At 69.4% G+C, this 13,862-nt stretch carries 10 protein-coding genes; 4 read left to right on the top strand and 6 right to left on the bottom strand.

Translation table 11 applies throughout. The features are described 5' to 3' along the window. Window positions 1-79: 79 nt before the first annotated feature. From LRS10_RS11425 to LRS10_RS11435, 3 genes are all read right to left on the bottom strand, one after another. Entirely contained in the window at window positions 80-3,181 is a 3,102-nt protein-coding gene (locus LRS10_RS11425) for a TonB-dependent receptor domain-containing protein (RefSeq protein WP_257837360.1), read from the bottom strand. Window positions 3,182-3,474: 293 nt separating this feature from the next. Beyond that, entirely contained in the window at window positions 3,475-4,488 is a 1,014-nt protein-coding gene (locus LRS10_RS11430) for a beta-eliminating lyase-related protein (protein WP_257837361.1), read from the bottom strand. Window positions 4,489-4,504: 16 nt separating this feature from the next. Then, window positions 4,505-5,653 (bottom strand): epoxide hydrolase family protein, encoded by a 1,149-nt coding sequence (locus LRS10_RS11435; protein WP_257837362.1) that lies wholly within the window; start codon window positions 5,651-5,653, stop codon window positions 4,505-4,507. 79 nt (window positions 5,654-5,732) lie between these two features. Between LRS10_RS11435 and LRS10_RS11440 the strand changes: the two genes are divergently transcribed. Next, window positions 5,733-6,491 (top strand): RDD family protein, encoded by a 759-nt coding sequence (locus LRS10_RS11440; RefSeq protein WP_257837363.1) that lies wholly within the window; start codon window positions 5,733-5,735, stop codon window positions 6,489-6,491. Here LRS10_RS11440 and LRS10_RS11445 read toward each other — a convergent pair. Continuing rightward, window positions 6,488-7,093 carry a TetR/AcrR family transcriptional regulator gene (locus LRS10_RS11445; RefSeq protein WP_257837364.1) on the bottom strand — a complete coding sequence of 202 codons (606 nt, stop codon included), beginning with the start codon at window positions 7,091-7,093 and terminating at the stop codon, window positions 6,488-6,490. The two genes, LRS10_RS11440 and LRS10_RS11445, sit on opposite strands and share 4 nt — an antisense overlap. 92 nt (window positions 7,094-7,185) lie before the next feature. Here LRS10_RS11445 and LRS10_RS11450 point away from each other — a divergent pair, with 92 nt between their 5' ends. Continuing rightward, complete coding sequence (locus LRS10_RS11450) at window positions 7,186-8,577, top strand: carotenoid oxygenase family protein (protein WP_257837365.1); 1,392 nt, start codon at window positions 7,186-7,188, stop codon at window positions 8,575-8,577. Between the two features lie 54 nt (window positions 8,578-8,631). After that, entirely contained in the window at window positions 8,632-10,488 is a 1,857-nt protein-coding gene (locus tag LRS10_RS11455; RefSeq protein WP_257837366.1) for an alkyl/aryl-sulfatase, read from the top strand. On the opposite strand, the gene LRS10_RS11460 is transcribed toward LRS10_RS11455, so the two are convergent. Then, window positions 10,485-10,676: a hypothetical protein gene (locus LRS10_RS11460; protein ID WP_257837367.1), complete on the bottom strand. Its 192-nt coding sequence runs from the start codon at window positions 10,674-10,676 to the stop codon at window positions 10,485-10,487. The two genes, LRS10_RS11455 and LRS10_RS11460, sit on opposite strands and share 4 nt — an antisense overlap. A gap of 58 nt (window positions 10,677-10,734) precedes the next feature. Beyond that, complete coding sequence (locus tag LRS10_RS11465; RefSeq protein WP_257837368.1) at window positions 10,735-12,126, bottom strand: NAD(P)/FAD-dependent oxidoreductase; 1,392 nt, start codon at window positions 12,124-12,126, stop codon at window positions 10,735-10,737. Window positions 12,127-12,231: 105 nt separating this feature from the next. Here LRS10_RS11465 and LRS10_RS11470 point away from each other — a divergent pair, with 105 nt between their 5' ends. Further along, window positions 12,232-13,857, top strand: a complete 1,626-nt coding sequence (locus LRS10_RS11470) for a GMC family oxidoreductase (RefSeq protein WP_257837369.1) — start codon at window positions 12,232-12,234, stop codon at window positions 13,855-13,857. Window positions 13,858-13,862: the final 5 nt, after the last annotated feature.

A 13,862-nucleotide genomic window follows, 5' to 3' on the forward strand; every position in this document is an offset into this window, starting at 1 on the left:
GGCCGCCGGAGCGATCCGGCGGCCCTTTTCGTCGTCTGCGGCGTCCCGCCCAGGCCGAAGCCCGGGCGGTCCTCCGGTCTTAGAAGCGGGCGGTCAGGCCCAGCACGTAGTAGCGGCCCAGGAAGTCGTAGCTGCCGTAGGCGTTCGCCGAGCCGGTCGCGTAGATCGGCGGCTCTTCGTCGAACACGTTGCGGACCACGAGACGGGCGCGAAGGTTGTCGAGGCCGACGCCCCAACGCTTCGTCCAGTCGGCCAGGTCGTAGGTGACGCCGACGTCGTGCAGGAAGTAGTCGTCGACGCGCAGCGGGTAACGGGTCTCCAGCGTGAAGTCGTTGTTGAACTGCGACTCGTCGAACCAGTTGATCGTCCAGTTCACCGACAGCGGACCGCGGTCGTAGTTCGTCTCCAGCTTCCAACGCCACTTGGCGTTGCCGATCTCGCCCTGGTCGCGGTTCAGGTCGAAGCCCAGACCGGTGACCGAGGTCTCCTGGCGTTCCACGTGGTAGAGGTCGAAGTTGAACTCCAGACGGCCGGGGTCGCCGCCGAACCAGCCGCCCATGGCGCCGCCGAGCACGTCGGCGAGGTCGGTGCGGTAGTCGATGCCGGCGGTGAAGCCTTCGAAGTTCAGGTAGCCGGCGTTGATGTAGCCGGTCGACGGACCGGTCGCCGTGGCGCCCGTACCCGTCGCCGCGCCGTTGGTCAGGATCTGGCCCTGGCCGGTCGTCGCGTCGGTGTTCGAATTACCCCGCTGGAAGCGGCCGCAGGCGTCCGCGGGCGGGTTCGGCGAGTCGTAGCAGACCTGCAGGATCGAGGTCAGGTTGAAGTTCGAGATCGCGCCCTTCAGCTTGATGTTCGCCCAGTCGAAGCTGATGGCCAGCCCGGGGACGAACGACGGCTGATAGACGAAGCCCAGCGTCCATTGCTTGGCGATTTCGTTCTCGAGAGCCGGGTTGCCGGCCTGCGAGCCCTGCACGGTCGCGGCCTGGACCTGCGAGGTGAGGTTGAAGTTCGCCGGCAGGCCCAGCGCCTGGAACGCGGCCCGGCAGTTGGCCGCGCGCGTCGCCGGGTTCGGACCCGAGTTGATGTTGCGGAAGTCGCAGGGGTCCGTCGCCGTCATGAAGCTGGTCGCGTTCGGAAGGAACAGCTCGGTGATGGCGGGGGCGCGGAAGGACCGGCTCTTCTGACCGCGGATCATCAGATCCTGGATCGGGAACCAGCGACCGCCGTAGCTCCAGGCGTCGTCCTTGCCGGCCTGGCTGTGGTCCACCTTACGATAGGCCGCCTCGACCTCCAGGCGGTGCAGCATCGGGAAGCTGAACTCGTCGCCGAAGATCGGCACCAGGGTTTCAGCGTACCATTCCTTGGTGTCGAACTTCCCGGTGAGGGCCGTGATGGCGGCCGAACGGCCGACGCCCAGTTCCTGCGGCTCGTTCGGGTTGAAGTCCGACTTCTCGTAGCGGGCTTCCACGCCGGCCGCGAACGACCACATGCCGCCCGGCAGCTGCAGCAGGTCGCCGCCGAAGTTGGCTTCGTAGACGGTCTGCAGGATGTTGTACTCGGACTCGAACTGCACGCCGACGTAGTCGAGCGCCGCCTGGCTGGGGGAGCCCTGGCCGAACAGGTTCAGCGGAGCGCAGCCCGCCGCCCGCGCCGCCGGGTCGCGGCAGACGATGGCGCCGCTGCCGTCACGGATGACGTCGATCGCCTGCAGGAAGCGCGACTGGACGATGTTGGGGCTGGTGAAGCTGCCGGTGGCCTGGCCTTGCGTGAACGAGGCGCTCCAGAAGAAGTCGCGGTCCAGGAAGTTCAGGTCGCCGTCGATCGCCAGCACGCCGCGCCAGGTGTCGCCGTCGGCTTCGGTCTTGTTGTTGCCGATGTCCACCGAGGCGCGCGACAGGAAGAAGATGCGCTCGCCCGGGTTGGCCGGATCGGCCGGCAGCGGCGTGGTCTGCGACAGCAGGATCGCGCGGCTGGCGGCGGGCAGGAACGGGTTGGCCGTCGACATCCGCAGGGCCGCCGAGTTCCCGCCGAACAGCGGGGCGTTGTAGATCGGCTGGTTGTACGGCTCGACCGCGCTGAACTCCGAGTAGAAGAACTCGCCGTTGATGCGGATGTTGTCGGTCAGGTCGTACTTCGCGAAGGCGGTCGCGACGTGACGCTTCACCGGCGACAGCAGCGACGACAGGTCGCCGAGGTTCAGGCCGTCGCCGCCCGAGGCCACCGAAGCCGAGTAGAAGGTGCCGAAGTTGTACGGGATCAGCGCGCCGCCGGGGCCGAACTGGGCCAGGCTGCCGTCCGGCAGGCGGATCACGTTGCTCGAGGCGGTGCCGGCGATCGCCGTACCGGCCGCGTTGGCGCGGTAGGGCAGGCCGCCGAGGGTCACTTCCGGGATGCGGCGATTGAAGATCGGCACGGAGCCGGGGATGCCGTCGGTGCCGTTCACGTTCGCCGGGTTCACCGCGAACAGCATCTGCTCGCGGGTGCGGGCGCGGTCGTTGTAACCCAGCGCCGAGGTCTCGTTGTACTCGTAGCTGCCCGACAGGCTGAGACGGTCGTCGAGGAAGCGCTGACCCACCGTGATGCGGCCGCGATACTCTTCGGCGTCGCTACGGTCCGAGATGCCGTATTGGCCGTCGATCTCAACGCCTTCGAAGTCGGTGCGGGTGATCACGTTGATCACGCCGGCGATGGCGTCCGAGCCGTAGACGGCCGAGCCGCCGGCCTGGATGGTTTCGATGCGCTCGACGAGGCCGGTCGGGATGACGTTCAGGTCGACCTGGCCGCCGGCGGCCGCGCCGGTGAAGATCGAGGCCGGGTTGCCGCCGACGAAGCGACGGCCGTTCACCAGCGTCAGGGTCCGGTTCGTGCCCAGGTTGAAGATGTTGATGAAGTTACGACCGACGCCGAACGAGCCCTGGTCGCCGACCGGGCTGATCGGCACGCCCGACGACGGCAGGTCGTTCAGGGCGTCGGCGACGTTGGTGAAGCCGCGCTTTTCCATCGACTGGGTGGTGATGACCTGCAGCGGCTGAACCGAGGTCAGGTCAGGACGGCGAATACGCGAGCCGGTGACGACGATTTCGCCGACGGCCACTTCTTCCGAGCTCTGGGCCGCGGCGAAGGTCGGAACCGTCAGCGCGGCCGCCCCGGCGACCGACGCCAGCAGCGCGGTTCGAAGCAAGTTTCTGGGAGAGGAATTCATTTTGCTGCCCCGCAAATGATTTTCTGATGATCGGGCGCCCTTGGGCGCTCGAAACCGGTGGAAATTCGCTCGGCTCAGCACGGATTCGCGCAGCCCCAAGAGCTCAACCCCACGGTGGTGGCGGAAGCTGTCACGCGACCGTCACAGCAGCAACCCAAAGCGGTCGCAAAGTCGCCGCCTGCTGCGGAAGTCGGCCTATTTGACCGCGGGGTGCGCCAAAACTGTCACAGTCCGGCGTAACCCGGGGCAAATTTTGACCCTTTTCAACGCCTTCAGACGAGGCTTCGAAGCGTAACCGACAGCTCGTCCACCGCCTCGCCGGTCGTCGCCCACGAACACATGAACCGCACCGAGCCGTCGAGGAACCGGTATGCGAACCATCCCGCGGCGTGCAGGCGCGAGAGCGCAGCCTCGTCCATCTCGACAAACACGCCGTTGGCCTCGACCGGATGGGTGACGCGGAACGGCATGGCGTCGGCCAGCTTGCGCGCCATGGCGTTGGCGTGGGCGGCGTGGCGCAGGAACGCGCCCGAGCCCAGCATCCCGATGAACGGCGCGGCGTAGAACCTTCCCTTCGACGGCAGTTGTCCAGCCTGTTTGAGGCGCGCGTCAAAGCGCCGGGCGAGGGCCCGGTCGAAGATGACCACCGCCTCCGTGGGCGGCATGCCGGCCTTGGTGCCTCCGACCACGAGCAGGTCGACGCCCAGGTTCTTGATCACCTTGAGGTCGAAGCCCGCGGCCGCGGCGTTGGCCAGCCGCGCGCCGTCCAGATGCACGCCGTAGCCTTTCGCCTTCACCGGCGAGATCAGGGCGCGCAGCTCATCGGCGGTGTACACCGTGCCGTATTCCGTGGCGTTCGTGAGCGAGAGCGCGGCGGCCGGCTGACGGTAGGAGACGTCGGGCGCCTCCAGCGGCCCTGTGAGGGCGGCGGGGTCGATCTTGCCTGAAGCGCCCGGCAGCCGGATCAACCCGACGCCCTGCCCGAAGAAGCCGGGCGCGCCCGTCTCGTCAGTGCACACGTGGGCGTGCTCGTGGGCCAGGACCGCCTCGAACGGCCGGGCCAGCGCGGCCAGCGACACCGCATTGGCCGCGGTGCCCGAGGCCACGAAGCGGACCTCGGCGTCGGCGTCCAGCAGCTCGCGGATCAGGTCGGCGGCCTTGGCGGTCACGGGGTCAGTCCCGTAGCCCGAGGTGAAGCCGGTGTTCGCCGCCACGAGCGCCTCCAGGGCCTCCGGCGCGGCCGGGGCGGTGTTGTCCGAAGCGAAGTCGTAGCGGGCGTGGGTCATGCCCGCCCTTTAGCCGTCAGACCGAACGGCCCCAAGCCCTGACCTCGCCCACGAACAGATCCGGCTCCTCCATCGCCGCGAAGTGGCCGCCGCGCGGCATGTCGGTCCAGCGGACGATGTTGTAGGCGCGCTCCGCCCAGCTCCGGGGCGGGGCGGTGTAGAGGGGTTCGCCGGGAAAGTTCGCGAAGGCGGTCGGCGTCTCGCAGCGCTCGCCCGCCTTGAGCGCGACACCGCCCTCCTCGATGAGGCCGCGGTAGTACCAGGCGCCGGTCGTGAAGCTGTCGGTCATCACGTAGAGCATGATGTTGGTGAGCAGGCGGTCCTTCGGGAACGCCTCGTCCAGGCTTTTGGCCGAGAGATCGGCCCAGTCGTGGAAGCGCTCGGTGATCCAGGCGGCCTGGCCCACCGGATTGCCCGCCGCCATCCAGGCCAGCGACTGGGGTTTCGACGCCTGCAGGCGGAAGTAGGCCCCCATCACGTCCATCATGCCCTGCTGGCGCTGGATCCAGCCGATCTCGGCCTCGTCCTGGGGCCCGCCGGCCGGGCGGAAACCGATCATGTTCAGGTGGATCGCCTTCGCATGGGCCCCATGATCGTGGCCGAGCCAGGACGTGACGAGGCCGCCCCAGTCGCCGCCCTGGGCCAGGTAGGTCTCGTAGCCCAGCACCTGCGTCATCAGGATGTTGAACAGCCGGGCCGTCAGCCTTTGCCCCACAGGCCGGGGCGGCTTCGACGAGAAACCGAAGCCGGGCAATGAGGGGATGACCAGGTCGAAGGCGTCGGCTGGATCGCCGCCGTGGCGGCTGGGGAAGGCCAACTTTTCGGCCGCCTGCCAGAACTCGTAGTGCGACCCCGGCCATCCGTGGGTGAGGATGAGCGGCCGCCTGCCGCCGGCCTCGCCCACCAGATGCACGAAATGGAGATCGAAGTCCTCGATGCGCGCCGTGAACTGGGGAAACCGGTTGAGGTCGGCCACGGCCGCGCGCCAGTCGTAGGCCTCGGTCCAGTGACGGCAGAGGTCCTGCAGGTAGCCGGTGTCGCAGCCGTAGGCCCAGCCGTCAGGGACGGCCGGAGCCGGCGGCCAGGGATAGGCCCGCACCTGCGCGAGCACCGCCTCCACCTGCGCGGCGGTCCACTCCACCTCGAACGGCGTGCTTTTCGGCATGTGGATCCTCCTCGGCCCATAGAGCCTCGACGGATGACGCGGCGGCGGTCAAGCTCGCGCGGGAGTCGGGGGAAGGCGGATGGGCGAAGAGGGCAGGGCCGCAATCTGGCGGCGGCTGGCGGCGGCGGCCGTGGACGCGGTGTTCTTCATCCTGGCGGCGAGCCTTATCTCGGTCGCGCTCTACAACCTGTCGGACGGGCGCTTGCGCGCCTATGTCTTCCAGCCGGTCGACCGTTGCGAGGCCGTCGGCAGCATCTCGCCTGCCGTCGCCCGGGCCGCGCTGGCCGCGATCCCGGGGTCGGCCTCGCGGGTGGTGGGCGCGACCGCTTGCCGGCGGCTCTTCCTCGGGCTGGAGAGCGGCCGCTTCGTCTCGGTGAATGTCGAAGTCCAACAGGGCGAAACCGTGATGGGCGCCGCGGTGCTGCAGCCGGTGGACCGCGCCGGCGAACCGGTGCGTCCGCTGGCGTTCGGCTGGGCCTATCCGCTGGCCTTCGTGGTCTCGATGGCGATCGGTGAGGGGCTGCTGGGCGGCACGCCGGGCAAGGCGGGCTTCGGCGTGCGGGTGGTGCAAGCGAGCGGCGGTCGCCTGGGCCTGCCGAAGGCCCTGGTGCGGAACGCGATCGTCTATGCTTGGCTCTTGGCGGGTGCGGCGACCGTGTTCGCGCTGCCGAAGCTTGGGACGGCCCTGCCGGGCCTCTTGCCCTACGGTGGAGCGGTCCGGGCGCTCGAACTCGCGGTGGTGGGCCTGCTGGCGCTGGCGGTGCTCGCCCAGTTGCTGATCGGCCGCCCCGATCCCGCCTACGACCGCTGGACGGGCGCGCGGGTGGTCCGCGCCTAGGCGGGATCGGGCCGCAGGCCCCGGCTCATGGCCTGGCCCATGGCGTGGTGCAGTTCCTTGGCCGTGCCCGGCGGCAGCTTGCCGGAGAGCTCCAGCACGACGGCGCCGTGGGCTGCGGCCCAGAACATCGTCTCGACGGTCTCGGGATCGCCTGCGAGGACGCCTTCAGCGATCAGCCCCTTCACGTAGTCGCGCAGGGTGGCGCGCGCCCGACGCCCGGCTTCCACCAGGTCAGGGTACCGGCCCTCGTCGGGCTGGTTCAGGTCGAACATCAGCTTGTAGGTGTGAGGATGCTCCAGGGCGAAGGTCACATAGGCGTCGCCCACAGCGGCGCCCTTGTGACGCGCGTCGCCGGCGGCGTGGTCGCTGGCCTGCTCCAGCGCCTCGGCGAAACGGTTGAAGCCGTTGGCCCGCACCGCCGCGAGGATCTCGTCCTTGTCCTGGAAGTAGCGGTAGGGAGTCATCGGCGAGACGCCCAGCTCCGACGCCAGCTGGCGCATCGTCACCGCGTCCGGCCCGCGCTCGGCGAACAGCCGCTCGGCCGCGGCGCACAGCCGTTCGCGGAAGTCGGCGACGTCGGTTTCGGTCAGGACGCGGGGCATCGGGACTCAGCTGCTCACAAAGCGCTTGCCAAGGCCTAGCCCTTGCCACATAAATTTACAACGTAAGTTGTCGGGGCGGCGGAGGAACGGCGATGGACGGCGATGCGCGCATCAACCCCTACCTGGCGGGCAACTTCGCCCCCGTGCGGTCCGAGGACGACTTTGATCTCGCCGTGAAGGGCGAGATCCCGCGCGAGCTGCGCGGCGCCCTCTTCCGCATCGGTCCCAATCCGCAGTTCGAACCGAGGGATCCCAACCACCACTGGTTCGGCGGCGACGGCATGGTCCACGGCTTCTACGTCGAGGACGGGAAGGTGTCGTATCGCAACCGCTACGTCCGCACGCCGAAATGGGAACTGGAGCACGAGCACGGCCGCTCGCTGTTCGGGTCCTTCGGCAATCCGATGACCACCGACCCGCTGGCCTTCGGGAACGAGGGCGGTGTCGCCAACACCAACATCGTCTGGCACGGCGGCCGGCTGCTGGCGCTTGAGGAGGGGCACCACCCCTTCGAGATGCACCCGAATGATCTTTCGTCCCGCGGCTACGTTCGCGACTACCGGGGCCGGGTCACGGCGCATCCGAAGATCGATCCCGTCACCGGCGAGATGGTCTGGTTCGCCTACGGCGTCGGCGAGATGCCGCTTTCGGCCGGGATGAGCTACGGGGTGACCGACGCCTCGGGCCGGGTGGTCCGCCGCGACGACTTCCAGGCCCCTTACGCCTCGATGATCCACGACTTCATGGTGACCGAGAACCATGTGCTGTTCCCGGTCCTGCCCCTGACGGCCAGCCTGGAACGGGCGATGAGCGGCAAGCCGGCTTTCGCCTGGGAGCCGGAGAAGGGCGCCTACGTCGGCGTCATGCGCCGCGACGGCTCGGTGGATGACATCCGCTGGTTCAACACCGAGGCCTGCTACGTCTTTCACCCGCTGAACGCCTGGGAGGCGGACGGCAAGCTCTACGCCGACGTCATGCGCTATGACGCGGCCCCGCTGTTCCCGAACGCCGACGGTTCGCCGGGCCGCAAGACCGCCGCGCGGCTGGTCCGCTGGACGTTCGACCTCGACGGCGACAGCGACGCGATCCGGGAGGAGGCGCTGGACGACCTCGACGGCGAGTTTCCGCGCGTCGATCCCCGCGTCGAGACGAGGAAGCACCGGCACGGCTGGTACGCCGCCGACCCCTCGGGCGCGAAGACGATCAAGCAGACCGCCATCGCCCACCTCGACCTTTCGACCGGCCGGCGCCAGGCCTACGAGCTGACCGGCGGCGACATGACCTCCGAGCCGGTATTCGTGCCCCGCGCCGCCGACGCCCCCGAGGGCGACGGCTGGCTGACGGCGGTGGTCTGGCGGGCGGCCGAGAACCGCTCGGACCTGCTGATCTTCGAGGCCCAGGATGTCGCGAAAGGTCCGATAGCCACGGCCGAGATGCCGCGGCGTGTGCCCTTCGGCTTCCATGGCAACTGGGCCAGCTTCTAGACACCGTCGCCGGAACATGATCCTGCGGACGCCTCTGCCATAAGGAGGCGTCCGATGCGGAAGTGGCTGTGCGGCCTGGCGGTCGCGGCGTTGGCCGGCAGCGCCTGGGCGGCGCCCGATTTCCGGGATCGCCAGGACTTCGAGTTCGCCGACCGCGGCTTCCTCGGCACGCGTCAGGACCCGAAGATCACCACCGCCGACGGCCGGGTCGTTTGGGACCTCTCCGCCTACGACTTCCTGAAGGCCGACGCGCCGGCCAGCGTGAACCCCAGCCTGTGGCGCCAGTCGCAGCTCTTGGCCCGGCACGGCCTGTTCAAGGTCACCGACGGCGTCTGGCAGGTGCGAGGCTTCGATCTCGCCAACGCCACCTTCATCGCCGGCAAGACCGGCTGGATCGTCATCGATCCGCTGACCTCGGCGGAAACCGCGAAGGCCGCGCTCGAACTGGTCAACGAGAAGCTGGGCGCCCGTCCCGTCGTCGCCCTCGTCTACACCCACAGCCACGTGGACCATTTCGGCGGCGCGCGCGGGATGGTCGACCAGGCCGAGGTCGACGGGGGTCGCGTGCAGGTGATCGCGCCTGCGGGCTTCCTCGAGCACGCCGTCAGCGAGAACGTCATCGCCGGCCCCGCCATGCAGCGGCGGGCGACCTATCAGTTCGGCAGCTCCCTGCCGAAGGGACCTGAGGGGCAGGTCAACGCCGGCATCGGGATGGCGGTGAGCGCCGGGACCCAGACCCTCGTGCCGCCGACCCTGGAAATCGCCCGCACCGGCCAGACGCTCACCGTCGACGGCGTCCGCATGGAGTTCCAGCTGACGCCCAATACCGAGGCGCCGGCCGAGATGAACATCTACCTGCCGGACCTGAAGGCGTTGTGCCTCGCCGAGAACGCCAACGCCACAATGCACAACGTGCTCACGCCGCGCGGCTTCCTGGTGCGGGACGCCAAGGTCTGGGCTGACGCGCTGACGGAATCGCTGCGCCTGTACGGTGATCGCTCGGACGTGGTGTTCACCAGCCACGCCTGGCCGCGTTTCGGGCGAGAGGCCATCGCCGAGTACGTGTCCAAACATCGCGACGCCTACAAGTTCCTGCACGACCAGACCGTGCGGCTGATGAACGACGGCCTCACCGGAAACGAGATCGCGAACCGGCTGAAGCTGCCCGAGGTCCTGGATCGGGAGTGGTACAACCGCGGCTACTACGGCACGGTCAGCTTCAACAGCCGCGCGGTCTATCAGCGATACATGGGCTGGTACGACGCCAACCCCGTGAACCTCGCCCCGCTCGAGCCCGCCGACGAGAGCGCCCGCTACGTGGCCGCGATGGGCGGGCGGTCGAAGGTGCTGGCGCAGGCGCGCAAGGCCTACGAGGCGGGCGACGACCGCTGGGCCGCAACGCTGGCCAACCGGCTGGTGCTGGCGGATGCGCAGAACCGCCAGGCCCGCGAGCTGTTGGCGCGGATCTACGACCGTCAGGGCGCCGGGGCCGAGAGCGCGCTGTGGCGGAACATGTATCTCTCCGGCGCCCGGGAGCTGCGCCAGGGCGTACCGACCGGCGGCGGCCGCGGCGCCACGTCCGAGCTGATCCGCAACACGCCGACCGGCATGCTGCTCGACCTGTTGTCGGTGCGGTTGGACCCCGCGAAGTCGAATGGCCAGGGGGCCAGCGTCGATCTGGTGTTTCCCGAGCGCAAGGAGCGGTTTCGGGTCGCGGTGCGCAATGACGTCCTGACCTGGGAGGCCGAACCGACGTCAGGGGCTGCTGACGGCGTGGTCAGCCTGCCGCGCTCGCAGTTCCTGGCGACGGCCCTGGGGGCCGCGCCGGCGCCGGCAGGCGCCGAGCCGCTGACGAGGATCCTGGGCTGGCTGTCGGCGCCCAGGGCCGACTTCCCGATCGTGACCCGCTAGTCGTCGTCGCGCTTGCACTCGACTTCGTCGATGAGCTGCTGCCCGCGCCAGACCTCCACGAAGGGAGCGCCGTCCTCGCAGAGCTCTGCGGCCTTCGCCTTGGCGGCGGCGTCGTTGGGGGCGTGAACCCACACGCCGGTGCGGATCTCACGGTGTTTGTCCAGGCGGAACGCCCGATAGGTCGCCATGTTGAGCCTTTCTCCGAGGCTGAACAGAACGACTCATCTGGCGAAGCGTTGCCGCACGCTACGCCGCGGCTTGCGACGTCCCGCCGGAGGCTGCGGCCTCGGCCCGCGCCGGCACGGGCAGGGCGCCGCCGGTCGCCTTCGCCCGCTTCGCGCCACGCTCGATCTCGCGCATCAGGTCGTGGACGTAGCGGCCGAAGTCGACCTGGATCGTGTGCCGCGCGGACTTGTAGTACGGCCCCAGGTGATCGGCCTCGTCCTGCGCGGTGATCTTCCGCATCTCGTCGGCCGGCGGCGGCCGGTAGGCTCCGGTCAGGTACGCCCCTGCGAGCTTCGCCTGCTGCTCGGCGAAATTCACCAAGGTCGGCAGCGGCTGCGCCAGGCCCATGAAGAACAGGTTCGGGACCTCCGGCTTCATCATCCGCTTGAAGAGCGGGAAGCGGTGCTCCGCGTCCGGCAGCAGGTCCGGATCCGAGAAGAACGGGAAGCTGATCCTGTAGCCGGTGGCGTAGATGATGGCGTCCACGTCCTCGACGCTGCCGTCCTCGAACCGCACCTGCTTGCCCATCAGCTCGGCGATGTTCGGCTTGAACTTCACGTCGCCGCAGCCGGCCCGCGTCAGGAACTCGCCAGACACCGACGGATGGGCCTCCAGCGGCTCGTGATCGGGCTTGGGCAGGCCATAGTCCTCCATCGCGCCGATGGTCTTCTTGATCTTCTTGCGGGCCAGCGCGAGGCCCAGCTTGCGCGGGAACCACGGCGGCAGGGCCGCCTTGTCGGCCGGCTTGCCGTCCATGTACTTCGGCAGCACCCAGACACCTCGTCGCGCCGCGACCCACAGGCGTTTGGCGATCGGCCGCTGGGAGAGCTCTGAGGCGATATCCATCGCCGAGTTGCCCATGCCGACGACCACGATGGTCTTGCCGCGCATGTCCACCGGGTCGAACGGGTCGCGGTACTCGTGGGCGTGGAAGTGCGGCCCGTCGAAGTGGCCGGGATACTCGGGCACGCGCGCGTCCCAGTGGTGGCCGTTGCAGACGAACAGCACGTCGTAGAGCCGCGTCTCGCCGGTCGACAGCGTGACCGCCCACAGGCCGTCGGCCGTGCGCTCGGCCCGGGTCACCGCGGTGTTGAAGGTGATCAGCGGCCGCAGGCCGAAATGGTCCACGTAGTCGTGGAAGTACTGCAGCAGCTGGGCGTGGTGCGGGAAGTCGGGCCAGTCCGCAGGGACCGGATAGTCCTCGAAGGCCAGGCGCCACTTCGAGGTGTCGATGTGCAGGCTCTCGTAGCAGGCCGACAGCCCGTTCGGGTTCTTGAAGTACCAGTTGCCGCCGATGTCGTCCGACATCTCGAAGCAGTCGAACGGCACGCCCAGGTCCTTCAGCCGCTTGGCCGTGGTGAAGCCGGAGCAGCCTGCGCCGATGATGCAGGCCTTCGGCAGGGGCGCGCCCATGGTGGTGACCTCCCGATGTTCTTCTGGCGGCAAGTCTGACGGGGTTACGCGAGGGCCGGCAAGAGCGCTGGTCGGCGGCGGCGATTCCGCGCAAAGGGGTGGCTCATGACGGCCAGGCTCCTCGACGGCGAGTACGACGACATCGTGGTCGGCGCGGGCTCGGCCGGCTGCGTCGTGGCCAACCGACTATCGGCCGACCCGTCGAGGCGGGTCCTGCTGTTGGAGGCCGGCGGCAACGACGACTGGGTCTGGTTCCACGTCCCCGTCGGCTACCTCTTCGCCATCGGCAATCCGCGCTCGGACTGGCTGTTCGAGACCGAGCCCGAGCCGGGTTTGAACGGGCGGGCGCTCAAGTATCCCCGTGGCAAGGTGATCGGCGGCTCCTCGGCCATCAACGCCATGATCTCCATGCGCGGCCAGGCGGCGGACTACGACCACTGGCGGCAGCTGGGGCTCTCAGGCTGGGGTTGGTCGGACGTGCTGCCGGTCTTCCGCCGGCTGGACGACCACTTCCTGGGCGACAGCGAGCACCACGGGGCCGGCGGCGAGTGGCGGGTGGAGCGGCCTCGCGTCCGCTGGGACGTGCTGGACGCCATCGCCCGCGCCGCCGCCGAGATGGGCGTGCCGGCGGTGGACGACTTCAACACCGGCGACAACACAGGCGTCGGCGCCTTCCACGTGAACCAGCGCCGCGGCCTGCGCTGGTCGGCGGCCCGCGGCTTCCTGAAGCCGGCGCTGAAACGGCCGAACCTGCGGCTGGAGACCGGCGTCACGGTCGAGCGGGTGCTGATCGAGGCCGGCCGCGCCGCCGGCGTGGCCTTCCGGCGCGGCGGCGAGGCGTTCGAGGCTCGCGCCCGCGGCGAGGTCATCCTATCCGCCGGCGCCATCGGTTCACCGCAGATCCTGCAGCTCTCGGGCATAGGCCCCGGGGAGTGGCTCTCGGAGCTCGGCCTGCCCGTCATCGCCGACCGGCCGGGCGTCGGCCGCAACCTGCAGGACCACCTGCAGCAGCGGGCGATCTACAAGGTCAGCGGCGTGCGCACGCTGAACGCCGCCTACCATTCGCTGCTGGGCCGCGGGCTCATGGGGCTGGAATACGCCTTGCTGCGGACGGGGCCGCTGACGATGGCGCCGTCCCAGCTCGGCCTCTTCACCACCTCGTCGGCCGAGCACGACCGGCCGAACATCCAGTTCCACGTCCAGCCGCTGTCGCTGGACCGCTTCGGCGAGCCGCTGCACCGCTTCCCGGCGGTGACCGTGGCGGCCTGCAACCTGCGCCCCACCTCGCGCGGCACGGTCCGCCTGCGCTCGCCCGATCCCGCCGATGCGCCCCGGATCGCGCCCAGCTACCTGGCCACGCCCGAGGATCGCCGCGTCGCCGCCGACGCCATCCGCGTCACCCGCCGGCTCATGAGCCAGCCGGCGCTCCAGCCCTATCGTCCCGAGGAATACCTGCCGGGCCCCGCCGTGGCCGACGACGACGCGTCGCTCGCGAAGGCCGCCGGCGACATCGGCACGACCATCTTCCACCCGGTCGGCACGGCGAAGATGGGCCTGGCGTCGGACGCCTACGCCGTGGTCGACGAACGCCTGCGGGTGCTGGGGGTCCAGGGGCTGCGGGTGATCGACGCCTCGGTGATGCCGACCATCACGTCGGGCAACACCAATACGCCCACGGTCATGATCGGCGACCGCGGCGCGAGCTTCATCCTGGATGACGCCCGCCGCTGAGGGCG

Source organism: Phenylobacterium sp. J426, from assembly GCF_024699945.1.
Classification (GTDB): Bacteria; Pseudomonadota; Alphaproteobacteria; order Caulobacterales; family Caulobacteraceae; genus Phenylobacterium.